This is a genomic window from Bacteroides intestinalis DSM 17393 (genome assembly GCF_000172175.1).
In the GTDB taxonomy this organism is placed as follows: Bacteria; Bacteroidota; Bacteroidia; order Bacteroidales; family Bacteroidaceae; genus Bacteroides; species Bacteroides intestinalis.
Genome location: NZ_ABJL02000008.1, coordinates 334,920 through 357,537 on the forward strand (window position 1 = coordinate 334,920; position 22,618 = coordinate 357,537).

18 protein-coding genes are annotated in these 22,618 nt (G+C 44.3%); 9 read left to right on the forward strand and 9 right to left on the reverse strand.

From position 1 onward, the window contains the following. Nucleotides 1-32: 32 nt before the first annotated feature. From cobT to cobC, 3 genes are read left to right on the forward strand one after another with little or no spacing between them, the layout of a single operon-like run. Nucleotides 33-1,070: a nicotinate-nucleotide--dimethylbenzimidazole phosphoribosyltransferase gene (gene cobT, locus BACINT_RS10855; RefSeq protein ID WP_007662972.1), complete on the forward strand. Its 1,038-nt coding sequence runs from the start codon at nt 33-35 to the stop codon at nt 1,068-1,070. A gap of 4 nt (nt 1,071-1,074) precedes the next feature. After that, the gene (locus BACINT_RS10860; RefSeq protein WP_007662973.1) at nt 1,075-1,863 is read left to right on the forward strand and encodes an adenosylcobinamide-GDP ribazoletransferase; all 789 of its coding nucleotides are present in this window, start codon (nt 1,075-1,077) and stop codon (nt 1,861-1,863) included. 7 nt (nt 1,864-1,870) lie between these two features. Then, on the forward strand, nt 1,871-2,413 hold the full coding sequence (gene cobC, locus BACINT_RS10865; protein WP_007662974.1) for an alpha-ribazole phosphatase: 543 nt from the start codon (nt 1,871-1,873) through the stop codon (nt 2,411-2,413). Here the strand turns inward: cobC and BACINT_RS10870 are convergent. The 6 genes from BACINT_RS10870 to BACINT_RS10895 form a co-directional block, all read right to left on the reverse strand. Then, nucleotides 2,410-4,374: a sensor histidine kinase gene (locus BACINT_RS10870; RefSeq protein ID WP_007662975.1), complete on the reverse strand. Its 1,965-nt coding sequence runs from the start codon at nt 4,372-4,374 to the stop codon at nt 2,410-2,412. The genes cobC and BACINT_RS10870 overlap by 4 nt on opposite strands. Continuing rightward, nucleotides 4,371-6,242, reverse strand: a complete 1,872-nt coding sequence (locus BACINT_RS10875; RefSeq protein ID WP_007662976.1) for a sensor histidine kinase — start codon at nt 6,240-6,242, stop codon at nt 4,371-4,373. Before BACINT_RS10875 ends, BACINT_RS10870 begins: the two co-directional genes overlap by 4 nt. A gap of 102 nt (nt 6,243-6,344) precedes the next feature. Next, complete coding sequence (cbiB, locus tag BACINT_RS10880; protein ID WP_007662977.1) at nt 6,345-7,322, reverse strand: adenosylcobinamide-phosphate synthase CbiB; 978 nt, start codon at nt 7,320-7,322, stop codon at nt 6,345-6,347. Nucleotides 7,323-7,330: 8 nt separating this feature from the next. Further along, nucleotides 7,331-8,365 carry a threonine-phosphate decarboxylase gene (locus BACINT_RS10885; protein ID WP_007662978.1) on the reverse strand — a complete coding sequence of 345 codons (1,035 nt, stop codon included), beginning with the start codon at nt 8,363-8,365 and terminating at the stop codon, nt 7,331-7,333. Beyond that, on the reverse strand, nt 8,358-9,851 hold the full coding sequence (locus tag BACINT_RS10890; protein WP_007662979.1) for a cobyric acid synthase: 1,494 nt from the start codon (nt 9,849-9,851) through the stop codon (nt 8,358-8,360). Before BACINT_RS10890 ends, BACINT_RS10885 begins: the two co-directional genes overlap by 8 nt. Beyond that, nucleotides 9,848-10,249, reverse strand: coding sequence for a ribosomal maturation YjgA family protein (locus tag BACINT_RS10895; protein ID WP_007662980.1), 402 nt, complete (start codon nt 10,247-10,249; stop codon nt 9,848-9,850). Before BACINT_RS10895 ends, BACINT_RS10890 begins: the two co-directional genes overlap by 4 nt. Before the next feature lie 158 nt (nt 10,250-10,407). On the opposite strand from BACINT_RS10895, the gene BACINT_RS10900 reads away from it, so the two are divergent. The 3 genes from BACINT_RS10900 to BACINT_RS10910 are packed head-to-tail and all read left to right on the forward strand — an operon-like array spanning nt 10,408 to nt 15,212. Then, the gene (locus tag BACINT_RS10900; protein ID WP_007662981.1) at nt 10,408-11,805 is read left to right on the forward strand and encodes a TolC family protein; all 1,398 of its coding nucleotides are present in this window, start codon (nt 10,408-10,410) and stop codon (nt 11,803-11,805) included. Between the two features lie 28 nt (nt 11,806-11,833). Then, complete coding sequence (locus BACINT_RS10905; RefSeq protein ID WP_007662982.1) at nt 11,834-12,823, forward strand: HlyD family secretion protein; 990 nt, start codon at nt 11,834-11,836, stop codon at nt 12,821-12,823. A 19-nt stretch (nt 12,824-12,842) separates the two neighbouring features. Beyond that, the gene (locus BACINT_RS10910) at nt 12,843-15,212 is read left to right on the forward strand and encodes an ABC transporter permease (protein ID WP_044155207.1); all 2,370 of its coding nucleotides are present in this window, start codon (nt 12,843-12,845) and stop codon (nt 15,210-15,212) included. On the opposite strand, the gene BACINT_RS10915 is transcribed toward BACINT_RS10910, so the two are convergent. Both BACINT_RS10915 and BACINT_RS10920 read right to left on the reverse strand, forming a co-directional pair. Beyond that, nucleotides 15,194-15,790 (reverse strand): cob(I)yrinic acid a,c-diamide adenosyltransferase, encoded by a 597-nt coding sequence (locus BACINT_RS10915; RefSeq protein WP_007662984.1) that lies wholly within the window; start codon nt 15,788-15,790, stop codon nt 15,194-15,196. The two genes, BACINT_RS10910 and BACINT_RS10915, sit on opposite strands and share 19 nt — an antisense overlap. 26 nt (nt 15,791-15,816) lie before the next feature. After that, the gene (locus BACINT_RS10920; protein ID WP_007662985.1) at nt 15,817-17,154 is read right to left on the reverse strand and encodes a cobyrinate a,c-diamide synthase; all 1,338 of its coding nucleotides are present in this window, start codon (nt 17,152-17,154) and stop codon (nt 15,817-15,819) included. An 82-nt stretch (nt 17,155-17,236) separates the two neighbouring features. Here BACINT_RS10920 and BACINT_RS10925 point away from each other — a divergent pair, with 82 nt between their 5' ends. Continuing rightward, nucleotides 17,237-18,667 carry a RapZ C-terminal domain-containing protein gene (locus BACINT_RS10925; RefSeq protein WP_007662986.1) on the forward strand — a complete coding sequence of 477 codons (1,431 nt, stop codon included), beginning with the start codon at nt 17,237-17,239 and terminating at the stop codon, nt 18,665-18,667. 60 nt (nt 18,668-18,727) lie between these two features. Beyond that, nucleotides 18,728-19,468 carry a nucleotidyltransferase family protein gene (locus BACINT_RS10930; protein WP_007662987.1) on the forward strand — a complete coding sequence of 247 codons (741 nt, stop codon included), beginning with the start codon at nt 18,728-18,730 and terminating at the stop codon, nt 19,466-19,468. On the opposite strand, the gene BACINT_RS10935 is transcribed toward BACINT_RS10930, so the two are convergent. Beyond that, a complete protein-coding gene (locus BACINT_RS10935) occupies nt 19,463-20,452 on the reverse strand; it encodes a DUF4369 domain-containing protein (RefSeq protein WP_007662988.1) in 990 nt (329 codons plus the stop codon). The two genes, BACINT_RS10930 and BACINT_RS10935, sit on opposite strands and share 6 nt — an antisense overlap. A 144-nt stretch (nt 20,453-20,596) precedes the next feature. On the opposite strand from BACINT_RS10935, the gene BACINT_RS10940 reads away from it, so the two are divergent. Next, on the forward strand, nt 20,597-22,480 hold the full coding sequence (locus BACINT_RS10940) for a mucoidy inhibitor MuiA family protein (protein ID WP_370807800.1): 1,884 nt from the start codon (nt 20,597-20,599) through the stop codon (nt 22,478-22,480). The last annotated feature ends 138 nt before the right edge of the window (nt 22,481-22,618 follow it).

Consider the following 22,618-nt stretch of genomic DNA (forward strand, 5'->3'; position numbering starts at 1 on the left):
GTAAAGTGATAGAGTGATAAAACAATAAACAGATGAAAACATTTAAAATCGTACGACCGGACGAGAGTATCCGCCCGGCATTGATTGATAAAATCAATAATTTAACTAAACCGAAAGGTTCATTGGGCACTCTTGAAGAGTTGGCTTTGCAGATAGGCTGGATACAACAAACCCTGTCCCCCACCCTGCGACATCCGCAGAATATTATTTTTGCTGCCGATCATGGCATAGTAGAAGAAAAGGTCAGCCTTTCACCCAAAGAAATTACCTGGCAACAGATCAGTAACTTCCTACATGGAGGTGCAGGAGTGAACTTCCTTTGTCGCCAACATGGATTTACCCTGAAAATAGTAGATGCCGGTGTAGATTATGATTTACCATACGACAAGGGTATTATCAATATGAAAGTACGAAAAAGTACACGGAACTATCTGTATGAGGCAGCCATGACGGAAGAAGAAATGGAGCTTTGCTTGGAACGCGGTGCAGAAGTGGTACGCCGCTGCCATGAAGAAGGCAGTAATGTGCTCAGTTTTGGAGAAATGGGTATAGGAAATACTTCTTCTTCGTCCATGTGGATGACCTGTTTCACCGGAATACCTTTAGAACAATGTGTAGGAGCAGGTAGCGGACTGGATAATGCGGGTATCCGCCATAAATACGAAGTGCTGAAACAATCGCTCGATCACTATAAAGGAGACGGATCACCGCGTGATATCATCCGTTACTTCGGCGGACTGGAAATGGTTATGGCAGTAGGTGCCATGCTACAGGCAGCCGAACTAGGCATAATTATCCTGGTAGATGGTTTCATCATGACAAACTGTATTCTGGCTGCTGCCAAACTATATCCCGAAGTAATGAATTATGCCATCTTCGGGCATTGTGGAGATGAAACCGGACATAAATTGTTGCTCGACAACATGGAAGTAAAACCATTGCTGAATCTTGGATTGCGTCTGGGCGAAGGAACAGGTGCTATTTGCGCCTATCCTATTGTAGAATCCGCCATCCTGATGATTAACGAAATGGATAACTTTGCACATGCATCCATAACAAAGTATTTTTAACTATATGAAAATCCTCGCAGCACTCATATTTTTCACGCGCCTTCCTTTCTGGAGGATCAAAGAAGTCCCGGCAAAGTACTTCAAGCGTATCGTTCCCTACTGGCCATTAGCCGGATGGTTAACGGGCGGTATCATGGTCGGTGTTCTATGGGTGACTGCCCAGGTGCTGCCCATATCTATCGCATGGTTGCTCGCTATCCTATCACGTCTGCTCATCACAGGTTGCCTGCACGAAGATGGATTGGCCGACTTTTTCGACGGCTTCGGTGGAGGAACAACCAAAGAGCGCACACTTGCCATCATGAAAGACTCTCAGATAGGAAGCTATGGAGTCATAGGATTGATAGGTTATTTCCTATTATTGTTTTTACTCTTGGAAAATCTACCGTTAAAGTTAATCTGCGCCCTTGTCATTTGCGGCGATTGCTGGTCTAAATTCTGTGCATCTCAAATTATCAACTATTTGCCTTATGCACGAAAAGAGGAAGACAGCAAGGCTAAAGTTGTGTACGACCGTATGACCTGGCAAGAATTGCTGACAGGATTCATCTGTGGACTTTTCCCCATCGTATTATTCCTGCCGATAGATTTCTGGCTCGTTACAATTTGCCCGATTCTCACATTTATCTTCCTGTACCGATTGATGAAACATCGTCTTCAAGGTTATACGGGAGACTGCTGCGGAGCTACATTCCTGCTTTGTGAACTATCATTCTATCTGGGTGCCGCTATCTTGCTATATGCACATATCAGGTACGGTAATCCAGACTTTATCAATGCTTATTTAAAATAGTCATCCTATGGAAGTTACATTTATCAGACACACTTCGGTCGACGTCCCTCCCGGAGTATGCTACGGACAATCAGATGTCCCCTTGCGTGACAGTTTTGAGCAGGAAGCTGCCATTACTTCTGAGAATTTGAAGACTTACCGTCCGCAAGGCAGGGATTTCGATCACGTATATACCAGTCCTTTATCTCGTTGCGTACGCCTCGCGACCTATTGTGGATACCCGGATGCAGAACATGACAAACGAATTATGGAAATAAACTTCGGAGATTGGGAAATGCAGAAGTTTGATGAAATAAGTGATCCGAGATTGAAAGAGTGGTATACCGATTATATGAATGTACCCGCAACAAACGGAGAGTCATTCGCCATGCAATATCAACGTGTTGCCAGTTTCCTGGATGAGCTGAAAGAAAAAGAGTACGCACAAGTTGCCATCTTCGCACACGGTGGCGTACTGATTTGTGCACAACTCTATGCAGGAACCGTCAAACCGGAAGAGGCATTCAGTGCCCTGACACCTTATGGAGGAATCATTCAACTGAAAATCTAATCACCCGTTTTCGGCCATGTGAAGATGACCAGCGGTCCTTCATGTGTGTCTGACTGTACCTTGTAAATACCTCCGAAAGCATGAATAAAGTGCGCATTGATTTCATGACGAATCAAAGTCGTTTTATTTTCAAAGCGTGACTTAGCAAGAGGCGTACCGATTATTTTAAAGGTTACGATACCTTTTTCTTTATCATAACGGATGCGGACAACAATGTTGTAAGAGTTTTTATCGTTCTCTGCAGGCACCAGCAGACTGGAAAGCAATGTAGAGAACCAGTTTTCATCCGTACATATCATCTGACTCTGGATATTCGTATCTAATCGGATGGCAAGGCGTCCGTTTCCTACTTGTCTGGCAAATTCAACTCCCTTGCGGCACAACGACATGACTTCACATCCTTCATGCTTATATTTTGTTTTACCGGATTCCAAACGGGAAAGTTCCAGGATACTATTGACATACTTCAGCAAATTCTCTGCATTCTCCTGTATCATCTTGCCATATTCCACCTTAGCCTCAGGAGCCAGTTCTTTCGACTCTGTCAATAGCTCGGCAAAACCTACCACTACATTCAACGGGGTACGTATATCATGACTAATCTCCGATTGCAGGCGATCTTTAGTGACATTATCCGCTTCTGCCTGCATCGCCGCATCCGCTGTTACTTTCTCCGCCACAGCTATTTTCCGGGACAGATAGCGGGTATATAGATAAAACAGAAGCATCAAAACCAATAGAGTCATCAAGAATAAGAAACCTTGCTTATAATTGGTATCTTTTATTTTCTGCTTCTCCAGCAAAAGCTCATCAATATGATAAATCTCCTTCACCTGTTGCAACTGATTGGCCGAGAAAGCATTGTCCAGTGAATCTTGTGCTGCAATCAGATAACGGCGTGTTTCAATAGCTCCGTCGACATCACCTTTATCAATCTGAGTGGATGCTTTGTAATTGATGAGTGTGGCAAACGTGGATACATAATGATTCAACACTATAGGTGTTACTTCATCAATCAAAGCAATACTCTTATCATACTCTTTCGTACGGGAATAATATTGTAATTGCACAAGCTGGACATTCAGCCAGAATACCGGATCCACATGATCTTCCAGCAGTGCTTTTGCTTTATCTATATGTTCTTGCGCTTCGACCATCTTCCCACGGTTCATAAAGTGAAGTACATGTTTTACCTCGCAGTCAATTCTCAAATTGCTCCAATTCTTACGTGTTTCAGGTTCGCGGGAAACAACGTCCCGCAAAGTTTCATCCATCTGTGCCAGATAAGGACGCTTTAAACTATCCTGACCTGCATTACCATATACCTGGGCAATGCGTGAAAGAATGTCGATACGCAAAAAAGGCTTAGTCTGAGGTGTAAAATTCTGATAAGCCTTCAGGAGAATCTTCAGAGCTTCATCGCCTCTACTGGACACATTATAAGCACATGCCAGACTGTTATAGGCAGCAATTTCCCCATTATTTGAATGATGTTCCAAAGATTCCTGCAAAGTTTCTTTAGCCACATATATGGCCTTTTCTATCTGCCTTTTCGAAGCTAATGCGCGACTGATAGCGGCTTTCTGTTCCAGGTAATAGTCATAAGTGCCCACTTCAGTAACATAACTTTTCAGTTTATCCACCCAGTACGCCAGAGTATCCGGTTCATGCAATTTATCGTAACAGGCGGCAAGGTAATAGGCTCCCAGATTCTCATAAGGCACATTCTTTTGCGCACAAGCTTCTTGATACAAAGCCGTAGAAAAAGGCTTGTTATAAGGTGCATACTGGTGCTTATAAACGATATCACGCAGATACTCAAGCTTGTCGGACGTACTCGGCATAGCCTGCGCCACTTTCAGAATACTATCCTGATACTGCTGCGCATTGGCATCTTCCGCCTGCAACGTGTAAGCATGTCCACACAAAAAACAAAGCAATATGATTATAGTATGTTTCATAAAGCGGTATCCTCCATTTTAGATTGAAACTTCAACGGATGTGTAAAGCAGAAACGTGCACCTTGTGTATAGTTAGAGTCTACCCACAACCGTCCCTTCATGTAAGTAACAATCAGTTTACAGATAGAAAGTCCCAAGCCGCTTCCCTGTGCAAAGTCATTCAGCTTTTCAAAACGTTCAAAAATCAGATCCTGCTTTTCAAGCGGAATGCCACATCCTGTATCGGTGACAGAAAAGAAAGCTGTATTACGATCGGACATTTCCAGCTTCAGTACAATGGAACCTTCCTTGGTAAATTTAGTGGCATTCACCAATAAGTTAATCAAAACCTGACGAAGCCGGGCATCATCCGTATCCATTACTAAGTCGGAAAGTTCAGTATCGAAGCGTAACTCCACTTCAAGCTTGCGGGAAGCAGATACTGTTTCCACCACTTCTTTACATAACTTCACCGCATCATACGGACGTATGTTGAATGTGATATTATCATTTTCAAAATCAGAAAAATCAAGGATGTCATTAATCAATTTCAATAACTGGAAAGAATTGACTTTGATGATTTCACAGAATTCTTTGCGGGAATCTTCATCAAATGAATCATCGTCTGATGACAATACAGCGGAGAATCCTACTATGGCATTAAGCGGCGTACGCACTTCATGGCTCATATTGGAGAGGAACATATTTTTCTTTTTTATAGCCCGTTCTGCCTTCTGTATCATACATTCCTGTGAACGTTTCGACTCCTTCAAACGGAATATTTTTTTCCAACTGAAATAAAGGAAAAGAAACAAAGCAAGCGTACAGATAATAATGCCACCCAGATAAAAGCGATATGAAAACAACCGGTCTTGCTCATTCTGATAAGTCAACTGGTCTGCCTGGAAATGGGTAGTCAACTGGTCGATTTCCTTAGGGTAGTTTTTCTCGAAAGATGATTTTATGTACGAAAAGACTGCACCATACTGTACGTAGGCTTCTTCTTTCCGTCCCATCTTTACAAGCAGATTCGCCTTATTCATCATCGTTTCTTTATACAGACTGCTGTTTATTTTAGCATAATCCGTATGGAAGAATGTATCATAAGCTTCCAGAGCTTTCTCATATTCACCTTTTTTCTCCCAATACAAGGCATCTGCTATCAAAAGATGTTGCAGGATGCCGGGAACCAGTTCTTCACGCAACGGCTCCACTTCATCCAAATGTTGACGGGCTATCTTTATTGAACCATTCAGCAGTTGGCAATAGGCATTGAAGATATGACGGACAGCCTGTTCCTGTACAGATAGCCTCTCTGCCGGATAACGATTCAGGCGGGTCATGAAGCGAGCAGCCTGGGCATAATTCCGGATACGTAAATTGTATTCTACTAATTCGACCAACAACATACGGATGTGTATATCTTCACCATGTAACCGGTCGAACAGTTCCAAAGCTTGTGCATAAGTGTCACCGGCTTCTTTTATACGTCCTGTATAAGAATAAACTTCCCCCATAGCATTCAGGGCAAGAGCCATCCCCAGATGATCGGACCATACACTTGCCTTAGAATACATCTGTTCACTTTGTGCAATAGCAAAACGAATTTCTCCCCGAAAGAGAAATGATTTAATAATAACACGCTCTAACTCAAAATAAGTTTTGTATTGTTTGCTTGCTTCCAGATAGTCGAGTATACTGTCTGTAGGAATCATATCACTCTCTTCTTTGGTGAGATAATCGAATCCCATACTGGTATGAAAGGAGTATATTATTTCATCCTGTATATTGTATTTATCCTCGTGAGGTGCATTCTCTCCTGCAGATAGAGAAAAAAAGCCCCCAAAGCATACGATATGAAGAAGCAGATATTTCAGTAAGTTTCTCATGAAGTTTGTTTGTTTCGTGCTGTGTGGTGTTTGTGTTGTCATTCACCGCATACGTTGGCAAATATATTCAATATTTTCCGAAAAGCAAAAAATTGTGAATACCTAAATGAAAAAAGAGACCAAAGTAATCGTTATTATCAGGATTATTATCATTATTCCTTCTGCACGACGGTTGACACTAACTGCAATTTTCATATCTTCTGTAGTCAGGAGGCGACCATTACTTCCAATGTAAGGCTTCCATACTTCCTCACCAAAATAATTATGCGGGCCTCCGAAACGGCAATTCAGAATGCCGGCAAGAGCAGCTTCAGGATACCCGGAATTAGGGCTGGCGTGCTGATTACCATACATACCGACAAATTTTAATAGATTCCAGAACCCACCGCGTGGAAAAGCAAGTATCATAAGGAAAGCTGTCAGACGAGCAGGTATGTAATTAGCAACATCATCCAAACGGGCAGCAAAACAACCAAAGTCCCGGTAACGTTCGTTACGATACCCAATCATAGAATCGAGGGTATTCACCATCTTATAGGCAAGCATACCGGGGACACCCAACAATATATACCAGAATAAAGGCGCGATCACTCCGTCACTCAGATTCTCTGCAAGAGTTTCAAGAGCAGCAGTACGTACTTCTTGGGCAGAAAGTTCCGAAGTATCACGGCCGACAATGCGGGCCACCTGCTTTCTTCCTTCTTCTAACGAACGGTCTACAGCTTCGAATACCATACGGACTTCACGAACAAGTGTAGTGCCCGCCAAACAGAAAAAGATGGCAAGTATCTGCAACGTCAGAAATCCCCCCGGAGAAGATGATGCTACCCAACGAAACAAGTAGGAAGCAACAAAATAGATAGCAAGAACGAGAACGATAGCAGCAAGTGCACCTTTCAACTTTCGGTTCTGTCCTTTATTCAACAGATGTTCAGAAAATGAGATCATCTTTCCGAATGCGACGACGGGATGGGGCAACCAAACGGGGTCACCAAGCCAGCGATCGAGCAGCCAGGCGGTAAGCAAAGGCAGGCTAAGGGTAAAAACGGTACCCAGTATGAGAAGGATATCTTCCATCATATCTGTTATTAATAAGTTTCAAACCACTGCCCTATCGCCTGTACAAGGCGGTCATTCTCCTCCGGTGTCTGAGTAGCAATACGGAAAAAGCGTTCATCCAGACCTTCAAAGTTAGAAGCGTCCCGAATAAGAATACCATGTTCGTTGGCAAGATAATCCTTCAATGCGGAAGCCTTACCAAAACGAAGGTGAACCAACATAAAATGAGTTTCCGTAGCCCATACCTCAAGACCACCTGTCTGTTCCAATGCATTGCGTAAACGAGCTGTCTCCTGTAAATAAGCAGATATATTCAATGGATTAGGAACGTCATATTCAAGCAAATAAAGACCAGCTTCAATAGCCAGTTGATTTACCGACCAAGGCATACGGTGGGTACGCAAACGGCTAAGCAAACCTTCATGAGCAGTTATATAGCCCAGACGCAAACCGGGAACTGCGTAACGCTTCGTCATAGAATGAAGCAACAGAACATTTGAAAAATGGGCAGCTTCAACCGATGAAAACAGAGGTTGCAGAGTAAAAAACTCATAAGACTGGTCAATTACAAAGCAAACTTGTGGATTATGTTCTATTAATTCTTTCAGATATGCTTTTTCTATTACTGCACCTGTAGGATTGTTAGGATTACAAAGCCAAAACATGCGGATGTCAGGTGGCAAGAGATAATTATCTTCAGCCGTAGGAAGTTTATACATTGATGCTACCCGATGCCCATGCATACGGCAAGCATCTGCATACTCACTGAATGTAGGCTGAAAAATAGCGGTATTAGTACCCCTAAATGTTTGCGCTATCAGGTAAATGGCTTCCGTGGCACCATTCGTTACACAAACGGAAGCGGAAGGAAGATGGTGTTTCTCTGCCAAACGACCTTCCAATGTATAAGGCTCCGGTTCGGGATAAGAAGAAATTCCACTGATATGATGGCAAAGATGTGCCTGAAGGCCAGACAAATCCACACGGCCATATACATTGGAACTGAAATTAACCTCTATCGGGCGTTTATATTTATATGCATCGTCTCCGTGTCCTTCAATCATGAGTGGTCAGTATTTGGTAGATAAGCGGCAGATTGATGTGACGACGCACATGATCGGCGAGTTTATCATATTGTTCTTCTTTGAATTGTTGATAATCAAAAGCCGTTCCGGTATCAGCGAGCTTATCTGCAAAAGGTTCGAGAAGGAAGTCTATAAACGCAGGGTTGTCAAGGATACCATGGATATAGGTTCCCATACAAGTACGGTTGACATAATAACCATCCGTACGACCGTCTTCCAAAAGATTCAGCGGGGAAACCGGAGCATCATGGGTAGGAATGGTAGTGCCCATGTGAATTTCATAACCCTTTAGCAATTGTCCATTGTCAATTGTTAATTGAAATTTGACTTGTCGGGTAACTTTTTCTCCCGTCATATGGGTGCTGACGGGCAGAAGGCCGAGGCCGGGTAAACGTTCTATTTCTCCTTCTACATGATTGGGGTCACAAACTTCCTGGCCCATCAGTTGATAACCACCACAGATACCCATGACGGTGGCGCCTTCACGGTGTGCCCGGATGACGGCTTGTGCTACACCGTTACGGCGCAGTTCATGCAAGTCGGCAAGCGTACTTTTACTACCTGGCAACAGAATGATGTCAGCTTTAGCTATTTCATCGGTATTATTAGTATAAAAAAGATGAACACGCGGATCGCGTTCGAGAACATTAAAATCAGTGAAGTTACTGAGATGTCGCAGGAGAATGACAGCGATATTGACTTTACCTTGTTCCGCCTGTACAGATTTCGTGGCAAGAGCCAGGGAGTCTTCTTCTTCGATATAAATATCGCGATAGTAAGGTACTACTCCTACCACGGGTATGCCACAAAGATCTTCGAGCATCTTGATTCCCGGTTCGAAAAGACGGATATCTCCACGGAATTTATTGATAAGGATACCTTTAATACGTTCCCTTTCATGAGGACGAAGCAGCATCAACGAGCCATAGACACTGGCAAAGACTCCGCCTCGATCAATATCTCCTACAAGGATTACATCTGCCCCGGCATGTAGAGCCATAGGCAGATTCACCAAATCCGTATCCCGGAGATTTATTTCTGAAATGCTTCCAGCACCTTCCAATACAATAGGATTATAACGAGTGGCAAGACGGTCATAGGCAGAGCAGACTTCACGACGGAGTTCTTCGCGCCCTTCCACGCGGAAATAGTCGTAAGCATTGCGGTTGCCGATAGGGCGTCCATTGAGCACCACTTGTGAGGTATGGTCAGAGGAGGGTTTCAACAACAGCGGATTCATATCTGTATGACAGGGTACACCTGCTGCTTCGGCTTGGACAGCCTGTGCACGGCCTATTTCCAGCCCCTCGGGAGTAGCATAGGAATTAAGTGCCATATTTTGTGCCTTAAACGGTGCCGGATGATAACCATCCTGACGGAAGATGCGGCAAAAGGCAGCGGCTATAATGCTTTTTCCTACATCACTACCGGTTCCGGCAAACATAACTGGATGAAGTTTCTTCATATATATTTTTTTAGCGGAAACAAAATAACTTTTCTTGAATCTATAGCGGCAGATAGCAGTCCTCCAACAGTATAGCATATCATATCCGACCAGAGAAAACCATGTCCAAAAATTAATGCTCCAAGCGTAGTACTTCGTACGATGTTTGCCCAATCTGCCTGATATAATTGACTGATCTCTATACAATAAGAAAACAACAAAGAGATTACAACAGATTTAACTATAGATATCGATGGGAAAAGAAAACGGATTCCCCAATATACCATAGCTGCCCAAAGCGTATCACCCGAATACTCTGCTATAAACTCAGGCAATACATCATCATATTTTCGGGAAGCAAGCCCTAACACCATAATAGCGAAAGTGACAGCCAGATAAATACAACGCTCGTTTTTCACACCGCAATATTTTTTAGGATGCAAATTTATAAAATTTAATGGATAGCCGGTACAAATTCCCTATACAGAAATGATTTTTCAGTAAAATGACAGCTAAATTGAACAATAGAAAAAAAAGAGTGTTTGAGATAAACGAACCTAAACCAACAACTTGACGTATGAAACTAATTTTATGTATCGTTCTGTTGGGAGCAAACTTAGCCGTGTCGGCACAAACGAACCTCTCCCTCAGCTACGACGACGCCTTACAAATGTTGCAGAAAGGCAATCAAAGCCTCAAGATCGCCGACAAAGGCATTGAAGCCGCCCGCACAGAACGGGACAAGCTCAATGCTCTGTGGTATCCCAGCCTGCAGGGAGCCGGTACCTACGTCCATATGTCCGAAAAGATAGAAGTAAAACAACCTCTATCCCAGTTCACCGATCCCGCAAAGGATTTTGTACATGACATCATCCCCGACGACCAGTTCATCAGCGGGATACTGGACCAGATAGGCGCCCATACCCTCGTCTTCCCCCTCGCTCCCCGCAACCTCACCACCGTAGGCCTTACAGCCGAATGGATCGTCTTCTCCGGCGGTAAGCGTGTGCGAGCCGGTAAAATCGGAAACCGGATGATTGACCTCGCCCGTGAAAACCGTGCTCAAACTGACGCAACCCAACGAACCCTGCTTGCCGAAAGTTATTATGGTCTCAGCCTTGCCCGCGAAGTCGCAGCAGTACGCCGGGATACCTATAATGGTTTGAAGCAACATTACGAAAATGCTCTCAAACTGGAGGCTGCCGGAATGATTGATAAAGCCGGACGCCTTTTTGCCCAAGTCAATATGGACGAAGCACAAAGAGCACTGGAAGCAGCACAGAAAGAAGTCACCGTGGTAGAAAGCGCCCTGTGCACCCTGCTCAATCTGGAAGACAGTTGCAAGATTGAACCTACCTCCCCTCTGTTCATCAACTCCACGCTTCCGCTCAAAGAAGAATTCGTGCAAACCATGCGTGCCGGCAACCCCATGCTGAACCAGCTATCCATTCAGCAGAGTATCGCCAAGCAGCAGCTACGGATAGACCAAAGCGGTTATCTGCCGGACATCGCCTTGTTCGGTAAACAAACGCTATATGCCCACGGCATACAAAGCAACCTTGTTCCGCGTACAATGATCGGCATAGGCTTTACCTGGAATCTTTTCGACGGGCTGGCACGCGAGAAACGCATCCGCCAGTCACGAATTGCCGAGCAAACTCTTGCATTGGGTAAAGAGAAAGCACAGGATGATCTTTCTGTAGGCATAGACAAACTATACACCGGATTACAAAAAGCCCAGGACAACGTACGTGCACTGAACTCGACCATTGCCCTGAGTGAAGAACTTGTACGTATCCGCAAGAAATCCTTTGCAGAAGGTATGGCAACCAGTACCGAGGTAGTGGATGCCGAGACCATGCTTGCTACCGTCAAAGTAGCCCGTCTGGCCGCTTATTACGAATACGATGTAACACTCATGAATCTACTGGCTCTCTGTGGTACGCCGGAGCAGTTTAAAAACTTCAACAATTGACAGTTGACAATTATAAATTTATAGCAATATGGAACTAACAAAAAAAAGCATCAGCACCACATTTGTCATCATATTGGCAATCACCATACTTGTCTCTATCCTGGGAATGGTCCTTATGAGTCATCAGCCCCTCGTTCTTCAGGGACAAATAGAAACAACGGAAATCCGTATCAGTGGTAAATTACCGGGACGAGTGGATTCATTTCTTGTCCGTGAAGGAGACTGGGTAAAGGCAGGCGATACACTTGTCGTCATCAACAGTCCGACGATAGAAGCCAAATACCGGCAAGTAAATGCCCTCGAGCAAGTAGCCCAAGAACAGAACAAAAAAATCGATGCCGGTACACGCCGGCAGATCATCGCCACCGCCCAGCAACTCTGGAACAAAACCAAGAGTGACCTGACCCTGGCACAAACAACTTACGGGCGCATCCTGACACTTTATAAAGACAGTGTCGTCACCTCCCAACGGAAAGATGAAGTAGAGGCCATGTACCGTGCCGCACAAGCTGCTGAGCGCGCCGCTTACGAACAATACCAAATGGCCGTAGACGGAGCACAAAGCGAAGACCGCGCATCGGCACGCAGCATGGTAGATGCTGCACGCAGTACAGTAGATGAGGTGTCCGCCCTCCTTGTCGATGCACGTCTGACAGCACCGGAGGCAGGACAGATTTCAACTATATTTCCCAAGCGTGGAGAGCTTGTTGTACCAGGCACACCTATCATGAACCTTGTCGTTATGAATGACGCTCATGTTGTACTCAATGTACGCGAAGACCTGATGCCACAATTCAAGATGGACAGTATATTCCACGCAGATGTCCCTGCCATCGGTAAAAAGAACGTAGAGTTCCGTATTTATTACATCAGTCCGCTGGGTAGCTTCGCCACTTGGAAATCAACCAAACAGACGGGAAGCTATGATATGCAGACCTTTGAAATACATGCCCGTCCCACACAAACGGTAGAAGGGTTGCGTCCGGGAATGTCGGTGCTGCTTACTATTAATGATTAACCGATAATCTGTGTGAATGATGAAAAGTCCGTTATACAATGTACTCCACCGCGAACTTTGCCGTATGACCTCCCGCAGGTTATACCTCGGCGTATGCCTCGTACTGCCCCTATTCTGCTTATTCTTCATGGCAACCATTTTCGGTAGCGGACAAATGGAGAACATTCCTATTGGCATTGTCGATCAGGACAATACTGCCACATCCCGGCAAATCGCACGAAATATATCTGCCGTACCTACTTTCAGTGTCACACGGCATTTTACCGACGAAGCCGCCGCCCGGCAAGCCGTGCAACGCAAAGAAATATATGGTTACCTGTCTATTCCTACCGGCTTTGAACAGCATGCTACGACAGGAATGGATGCCACGCTTTCTTACTACTACCATTATGCTCTCCTCTCCGTAGGTAGCGAGTTGATGGCAGCTTTCGAAACCGCGCTGGCACCTGTCGCTCTCTCTCCCATTGCCATGGAAGCTATATCATTAGGGCTCAATCAGGAACAGATAACCACATTCCTCCTGCCTGTACAAGCCAGTATGCACCCTCTTTATAATCCCGACCTGGATTATTCTGTTTATCTGAGCCAACCTTTTTTCTATGTCCTGTTCCAGATACTCATCCTGTTGATGACAGTATATGCCATTGGCAGCGAAATCAAGTTCAATACAGCACAGGAATGGCTGACCACAGCACGAGGGAATATTCTGACTGCCGTCATCGGTAAACTATTGCCTTATACATTCATCTTCTCAGTAATCGGTATATTGGCAAATTATATCCTTTATGGAGTAGTACACATTCCTTTCCACGGTAGCTTGCTGATGATGAACCTCATGACACTGATTTTTATCATCGCCACGCAAGCACTCGCAGTGTTTATATTTTCCATCTTCCCACGGATAGCATACATTATCAGTATCGTATCCATGATCGGTTCATTGGGTGCTACTCTTTCAGGTGTCACCTTCCCCGTAACAAGTATGTATCCTCCGGTACACGCAGCATCCTATCTGTTTCCCGTCCGGCACTTCACCGAAATCTCACAGTCGATGATTTATTTTGACTCAGGTTTCGGGTATTACTGGCAATCAGCAGCTATACTTTTGCTTTTTCCACTACTGGCATTATTGATACTGCCGAGATTGAGACACTGGATTTTGAAAGATGCAGTAGAAGAAGATTCAGCCCCTATCCACAGTACGGCATATTCCTCCTCAATAGCCACTATCATTTTCAGGGAATGGCGTGCCATCAGCACCAATGCAGCAATCCTCCTGGTATTAATAGGCGGAATCTTTGCTTACGGTCTTCTCTATAACCTGATGTATGCTCCCAACCTTGTACGGAAAACTCCGGTTGCAGTTGTCGACAATTCTCATTCGGCTCTCAGCCGCGAATATATCCGGCTACTCAATGCAACTCCACAAGCCTCAGTCTACGCACTGACACCCAATTACCTTGAAGCAAAAGAGTGGCTGAAACAGAGCAAAGTAGACGGTATCCTATATCTTCCCGCCGATTTCGACGCCCGTGTAGGCCGTGGGGAACAATCGGTCTTTAGTGTTTACGCCGCAACGGATGCTTTCCTGAATTTCAAGAATCTGCAAGAGGCTTCTTCCCGCGTGATGCTTGCCGTAAACGATGCACACCGTGCAGAGGGTGCCGTATTCTTGCCACCACAGGGATTACTGGCAGTAGCCTCATCCGCACCTGTCAATGTAGCGGGCACAGCCCTATATAATTATACGGAAGGATATGGTTCATATCTTATTCCGGCAGTTATGATTATCATTATCTTTCAGACTTTATTAATGGTGATAGGAATGGTGACGGGAGAAGAGGCAGAACGAAACAGACGCCCTATTTTCTCGAAACAATCTCAACTCAATATGAATCTTACCTGGCGCCAAGCATTATATAATGTTTCCGGAAGAACCTTCGTTTACGTTATGCTTTATTTCATCTTTGCCTTATTTTTATTAGGCTTACTCCCCCATTTTTTCAGTATCCCTAATATTGGAAACGGCAGAGACATTATCACAATGATGATTCCCTTCCTGATAGGAACGAGTTTCTTCGGACTGGCTGCATCACGTTACTTCACAGACTCTGAAGCACCTTTACTAATGATCGCCTTCTTCTCCGTAGGCTATATCTTCCTGTCCGGTGTCTCTTATCCACTTGAACTGATGCCATGGTATTGGCAGGCAGCACACTACGTAGTTCCGGCAGCACCTGCCGTGCTTGCTTTCGTCAAACTGAATTCAATGGGAGGAGATATGGCAGATATCCGTCCGGAAATGATCACCCTGTGGGTACAAGTGGTAGTGTACTTCTTGCTGAGTTTATGGGTATTCAAGCATAAGCATTATCGTTTTCGTTTATAAGCAAATGATTGCCACCGTTCCTCATCCCATCCCTGGCGCTGCATTTCCATACGGGCCATGACAAAAAACAGGTCGGAAAGTCGATTGATAAAACGCAATATATCTTCCGGTACAAGATCTTCCCGATTCAGCGTCCAAAGCCTGCGTTCGGCACGACGGGCTACGGCACGGGCAAACTGTAATTGAGCCGACACCTGCGTTCCACCCGGTAGCAGGAAATAGCCGTTGTCTTCAAGCTGAAGCATCATTGCGTCCATAGCCTGTTCGCACCGCACTGTCATTTCCACAGCATGAAGTTCGTTGGGATTGCCACTACCCGGCCTCTCCGGATCTGCATCCCGTAAGCCGGAAGGGGTTGCAACATGGCTCATCACCACCATCAACTCACGTTGTATATCATGGAGTAATTCCTGCCATACATCTTTCACCGGAAGCAACGACCTGACAATTCCTATCACCGTATTCAGTTCATCAATGCAACCATTAGCTTCAATGCGGATATCATCTTTCGGAACACGCTCTCCACCGTGGATGCCTGTCATTCCTTTATCTCCTGTTTTAGTATAAATCCTTCTCATAAATTACAGGTATATCTTACATTATTTCACTTTCCCGGAACTTGTTCAAATAATGACCAAATTCCCGTTTCTCCCCAATACAAATGCGTATAACTCGCTATCAGGTTTTTATAACAAAACACGGCTGTATTCACGGGGTGTCCTTTAGCATTATAAACTTGCACAGCCGAAGCAAGCTTCTCATCCTGCTCAATGATCCGTGAATAATGAAACTCATGTCCACGCAACTTCACCCCACGAAAATCAAAGCTTCTATACCCCATTGCCAAACGCATATCATCCTTACAAGCGGAAACTTTCATAGGTAATGCGTCTACCATTTTGAAAGCTGTATAGGGATCTTTGCACATCACCAGTTCCGAAGCCAGATACATCATACCACCACATTCAGCAATTGTTTTTCCTCCCCGCTCAATATGAGCCTTGACTGAATCTATTACACGGGGGGCGGCACTCAATTGAAGCGCACGATTTTCCGGATAACCTCCGGGCAGATAGAGCAAATCCACATTATCCGGTACTACCGCACTGTTATCTTCCGGATCGAAGAAAGTAACCGTACCAAACTGATTCAGATAATCAAGATGTTCAGCATAGATAAAGGAGAAACTTTCCTTATTGCATGCCACCCATATATTTCCGGATAGAGAGACATTCTTTTTGACTTCTGTGGTGACATCCACCTCCCGGCGTGTGATCTGCAACAAGAGATCAAGATTCAATTGTGCGTCTAGCTGCTTCAGCAGTGTCTCAGTGATACCATCTTCATCTTTACGACTGAAATCCAGTCCCAAATGCCTGCTTTCCTCTTTCAAAGCATCGAATTTCCGCAAGCAACCCAAACAAGGCACATTCAGATCATCGCAAATCTCACGCAACATTTCCTCATGGCGGTCGCTCCCCACCTGATTGAAAATAACGCCTGCAACTTCCACTTGCGGATCAAAATCCAAATAACCTTTAATCATTGCTGCCAGTGAATAAGCAGCCGACTTAGCATTTACCACCAACACAACAGGAAGATTCAAAATCTTTGCAATCTCTGCCGATGAACCTTTACTACGGTCGTATCCGTCGAACATGCCCATCATACCTTCTACGATACAGACATCCGCATCTTTGGCATGTGAAACATACACTTCATGCATATGTTGTTCGGAAGCCATAAAAGGATCCAGATTGTAAGATGGAATTCCGCAAGCTTTTTCATGATACTTCGTGTCGATATAATCCGGCCCGCACTTATAGGGCTGTACACGTAGTTTTTTCTGCGTCAATAACGTCATCAACAATCGACTGACAGTGGTTTTTCCAATGCCCGAAGTAGGCGCCGCTATCAGAAATTGGGGAATATTTCTTATCATACCGCACAGATTTATTTCCCGCAAAGGTAGTATATATTCCCTAAAACTCTTACCTTAGCTGCCCAAATAAAAGTAAATTACTATGATTACTGAAGAACTCAAGAAATTATATTGTACGTATACCGGACACGAGCCGGGAACTATTGAAGAACTTCCTTCATCCGGCTCCAACCGTCGTTACTTCCGCCTTACGGGCACCCCTACCCTTATCGGTGTCAGCGGGACTTCCCTCGAAGAGAATCAGGCTTTCCTCTATATGGCAGACCATTTCCGCAAGAAAGGACTACCCGTGCCACAAGTCGTAGCAAAGAGTGATAACGATGCATTTTATCTGCAGGAAGACTTGGGAGACACTCTCCTGTTCAATGCCATCGAAAAAGGACGCAAGACCAGTGTTTTTGATGAAGAAGAGAAGCAACTTCTGCGCAAGACAATGCGTCTGTTGCCTGCCGTACAGTTCTCCGGTGCAGACGGAATGAACTTCTCATATTGCTACCCACAGTCAGAATTCAACAGTCGCAGCATCTTATGGGATTTGAATTACTTCAAATACTGTTTTCTGAAAGCTACCGGAATGGAGTTTCAGGAAGACCGTCTGGAAGATGATTTCCTGAAAATGGCAGACGTGTTGATGCGCAGTAGTTCGGCCACATTCATGTATCGTGATTTCCAGAGCCGGAACGTTATGATTAAAGAAGGTGAACCATGGCTCATCGACTTCCAAGGCGGACGTAAGGGGCCTGTTTATTATGATGTGGCTTCCTTCCTGTGGCAAGCCAAGGCCAATTATCCTGAGAGCCTTCGCAAAGAGCTTTTAAAGGAATATCTGGACTCTCTGTGTAAATACCAGCCTGTGGACGAGAAATATTTCTATGCTCAATTACGTCATTTCGTATTGTTCCGTACCATGCAAGTGCTGGGTGCTTATGGCTTCCGTGGCTATTTCGAGAAGAAACCCCATTTCATCCAAAGCGTCCCCTTTGCTATTGAAAACCTGCGACAGCTATTGCAGGAACCCTATCCCGAATATCCGTACCTCTGTCATGTGCTGAAAGAGCTTACTGAGCTGAAACAATTTACTGACGACCTCCAGAAGCGCCGTCTTGTAGTAAAAGTCACCAGTTTTGCATATAAAAAGGGTATACCTGAGGATTCAAGTGGCAACGGTGGTGGCTTTGTATTCGACTGCCGTGCCGTAAACAACCCCGGTAAGTACGACCGTTATAAACCCTTCACCGGACTGGATGAACCTGTTATTCGCTTCCTAGAAGACGATGGAGAAATAACCACGTTCCTCGAACATGTATACGGTCTGGTAGATGCTTCCGTGAAACGATACATGGAACGTGGATTTACGAACCTTTCCATTTGTTTCGGATGCACTGGCGGACAACACCGTTCGGTTTATTCAGCACAACACCTGGCAGAACATCTGAACCAGAAATTCGGAGTACAGGTAAATCTGATGCACAGGGAACAGAATATTGAACAGACTTTTAAAGCGAAAAACTAAAGAATAAGTAGAGGATAAGAATATTGGTCTAAACTTTCGATAATTCAAGAAATAAAAAGAATGAAAGCAATGATATTTGCCGCAGGCCTCGGCACCCGCCTGCGCCCACTGACAGACAATATGCCCAAAGCACTTGTCCCCGTAGCAGGCAAAACGATGCTGGAGCGTGTCATCTTAAAGCTAAAAGATGCCAGCTTCCATGATATCACCATAAACATCCACCATTTTGGAAGTCAGATTATAGACTTCCTCCGCGCAAACCAGAACTTCGGTGTGGATATTCATATCAGTGACGAACGGGGTGAACTGCTGGATACCGGTGGTGGTATTAAAAAAGCCCGTCCTCTGCTGGAGAGCAATGAGCCTTTCCTTATACATAATGCCGATATCCTGACGGACCTGGATCTCAATGCTTTCTACCACCACCATCTGGAAAGTGATGCAGATGCCACTCTGCTCACTAATCACCGGAAAACATCCCGTTATTTGTTGATGAATCAAGATAACCGCCTTTGTGGTTGGACAAATCTTTCTACAGGCGAAGTACTCCCCAAAGAACTCAATTATCCCAGCGATCATTATCAGTTGCAGGCCTTTGGCTGCATCCATGTTCTTTCTCCCTCTATTTTCCGCTATATGGAAGGCGAACGCTGGACAGGAAAATTTTCCATTATTCCATTTTATGTGGATATCTGCCCGAAAGCATGCATTCAGGGATTTCCTATAGACAGCGAAAACTGGTTTGATGTGGGCAAACCAGAGACACTTGCAAAGGCAGAAGCCTATTATGCGTCTTTATAAAACAGGTTTCATCTTCACCAACTGTCCTTGGGCATCAAATAAGTATTCGTAGTTGAAGGAACCGTAAATACGATACTTCCAACGGGCACTTTTCTCAAAACGGCGACTGTCATCCAGGATGGTCGCCTGATATTCGGTTTCCAATTCATGAATGAACTCTTTGAATTCCGGATCTTGATATCTATAAGTGGGAACAATAATACGTATATCAGGATATTGTTCTCGCAGATTTTTGATTTCTGCACGAACAGTACCTTTTTCATCGGGCTTCAGAAAAAAGAGTAAACACACGGGATATCCCTGCCCTGCAATGTCTGAAAAGAGCAAACTGTCTTTCTCTGCATATTCCACCTGTTTGAAATCAACAAAACGATCTCCCGGCTTCAGGCTGCGGGTAGCATCCAGCATCCGTTTCAGTCCTATCAATACAGATGTACTGTCTCGCATTTGTAAAGGAGTTTTCTGGTACAATGTCTCCAGTTCATCCGGATAGATTGCTGCCCAACGATCAAACACCATCCATCCTATTGCGTTCCGGGCATTGTCGAATACAAATTGCCGCGTAGCTTCCAGCGGAAAAAGATCTTCATGCCAAAGCTTCCAAAGACGTACGTTTTGTGAATGGGGATTGGTACTTTTGTACGGTACAGGCATTGCCGGTGGGACTACATTTGTCAACGTCAGTTTCCCTCCCTCGGGATAAAAGAAATTCATACTGCCGGAATGCTCCATTCCATAGATATGCAACGTATCTTCTTTTCCGGAAAATGAAACTTCCCCGTTTCTGATAATAGCGAAGTCCAGGGGAGCTTTCCCATAATCACGGTCACCCGTCATACGGTCAGCACCATATCGCCACAGGTAGACCGTATCTCCTTCGTAAGCGTCCAGTCCGGTGCAATGCACAATAAAAGTCTGTTCTTGCGATTGGCAACTGATGAGTCCCAGAAACAAAGAGTAAAATATCCATTGATTGATTTTCATAAAGCCCAGATAGATTAAGTAAACAAACACATTGTACAAAAGAACAATCTTTTCAGTAAAGATGCAAGCAAAAAAGACAATATATAAAAGCAATTGTTAATGAAATATCCATATATTTGTGACATAACATTAAAAAGACTGACTATGAAACGACTGAGATTAGGACTATGGGCATGTTTCTGCTTTTGTGCAGCCACCACCCTTATGGGACAAAACAAGGTGAAAACTACTGCCGAAAAGGTAATGCTGTTCATTGACGGCGCCCAAGTGACGCGTACCAAACAAGTAGATATTCCGGCAGGAAATTCAACGCTCATCTTTACCGGATTATCTCCCTATATGGATGCACAAAGTATGCAGGTCAGCGCAAAGGGAAAACTCACCGTTACGGCAGTCAACCGGCAATACAACTATATAGACAGCCTTGCCGTCAGCGAAAAACAACAAAGCCTGCAAAAGGAGCTTAAAAAAATAGAGAAACAGCAGAAAGAACAAAATGCCGAGCTTGGACTTATCAATGCCGAATATGAAATGCTGAAAACAAATTGCTCCGTCAGCAATAAGAATACCGCTACTTCTCTGGCCACTATCAAAGAAGTGAATCAATATTACTCCGGACAATTGAAAACTCTGAAAACAAAAGAACTGGCTATCAATGAACAGATAGCCGAACTTGCCATCAAACAGGGGCAACTGAGCTCTGAACTGGCACAACTAAGTGGTAAATCTCTAACCCCTATGAGTGAAATTAAGGTCAATGTAAATGCGCCAGCAGCTTGCAAAGCTACATTCACCCTGAACTATTATGTAAAAAATGCCGGTTGGTTCCCTTCCTATGATGTTCGTTCCGGTAGCTTGGCCGAGCCTATCTCCATCATCTACAAAGCCAATATCTTTCAGAATACCAAGGAAGAGTGGAAGAACGTAGAATTATCCCTTTCCTCCTCTAATCCTTCCACCGGAAGCGTAGCCCCCACTCTGTCTACTTACTGGTTGGATTACGGACTTGCAGCACCACGCTACAATTTGAATCTCAATGGAAACACTGTTTCAGGAATCGTTCTTGATAATGAACGTACGCCCGTAATAGGTGCTACCGTTACCATTCCGGGGACTACGATAGGAGCCATAACCGACATAAGCGGTAAGTATTCTATAACTATTCCCAATGGACAAAACAAACTTCAATTTTCATATATTGGCTATCAGACTCAGACCAGAGATATACAAGGGAATATTATGAATGTTACCCTTCAGGAAGATACACAGGCTTTGGATGAAGTAGTGGTAGTAGGTTACGGCGCTGAAAAGAAACCTCTTATGGCAGGTGCTGTCTCCGGTCTTAAGGTAAACCATAAAAAAGATATTCAATACGAAGAAGAAGCCAGCATGGCCCTTGACGTTGAACAAAGCCAGGGACAGATGGGCTACGAATTTGAAATAAAAGTGCCCTACACCATTCCTTCTGATAACAAGCCTGTAGTTGCTGAAATCGGTCATTACGAATTACCCGCTTCTTATACTTACCAAAGTACTCCGAAGATAGATAAAGATGCTTTCCTGATTGCCCAGGTAACCGATTGGGAAAAGCTGAACTTACTTGAAGGCGAAGCAAATGTTTATTTTGAGAATACTTTCATTGGCAAGTCCATTATGAATGTCACCCAACAGAACGACACACTATCCTTCTCTTTAGGTCGTGATAAACGTATCATGATACAGCGTACGAAAGAGAACGAATATACCTCACGCAAGTTTATGGGTTCCTATCAGACGCAATCCATTGCATGGAAACTTTCTGTCCGCAATACGCGTCCAGAGCCTGTCACCCTTACGCTTTACGACCAACTACCCGTATCACGCAACAATAACATTACCGTAACAGCAGAAGAAATCAGCGGCGGCAGTCTGGATGAAGCGAAAGGTATCATCACCTGGCAAATAACCTTACAACCCGGCGAACAACGTGATTTAGCTTTACGTTATAAAGTGAAGTACCCTAAAGGGCGAAACTTAATAATAGAATAATGCTTTTCTTAATTAATCTAAAGACAAGTTGATAGACCATCTGCTCCATACAGGCAGATGGTCTATGCAACAGAAATGTATTCAAGAAAGAAATAACATAACAGTGTATTACTTATAATAAATATTAATTCATATAAT